This is a genomic window from Leisingera sp. XS_AS12 (assembly GCF_041224635.1).
Taxonomy (GTDB): domain Bacteria; phylum Pseudomonadota; class Alphaproteobacteria; order Rhodobacterales; family Rhodobacteraceae; genus Leisingera.
This window is the reverse complement of the sequence record NZ_JBGFGM010000016.1, coordinates 1-463: the sequence shown is the minus strand read 5'-3', so window position 1 is coordinate 463 and position 463 is coordinate 1. Positions and strand designations below refer to the sequence as shown.

At 53.3% G+C, this 463-nt stretch carries 1 rRNA gene; it reads left to right on the top strand.

The features are described 5' to 3' along the window. Positions 1 to 372 precede the first annotated feature (372 nt). A 16S ribosomal RNA gene (locus tag AB9K35_RS00110) occupies positions 373 to 463 on the top strand; the annotation flags it as partial.

Sequence of the window (463 nt, the reverse complement as noted above, 5' to 3'; positions counted from 1 at the left end):
GGGACGCGCTGGAGAGACGGCGGCATCTGTTGGATGGAACGAGGCGGGCGCGCTGTGAGAATGGCGCAACGGTCCTGTTTTTGCCTCCGGGTGTATGCTCTTTGACATTGATGGATAACTGAAGAGATATGTGGGCGGTTTGGTTCATTTCGATGGATCAACGTCTGTATATCGCGCCTTTAGGCAAGACCGATGATCTTGCGCTCGAGTAGCGCAAGCGGTCGCGCCGATGATAAGGTGTCAGCTTCACTGTTTGTACGGCTTCGGTTTCTTTGGAAACCAAGCACACAAACAGAGACTTTCATCAGGATTAGCCTCCTGGTGAAGATGTGCAGAGGTTCGAACGTCAAGGATATGCTGGCAACAGCATTTCAACTTGAGAGTTTGATCCTGGCTCAGAACGAACGCTGGCGGCAGGCCTAACACATGCAAGTCGAGCGCACTCTTCGGAGTGAGCGGCGGA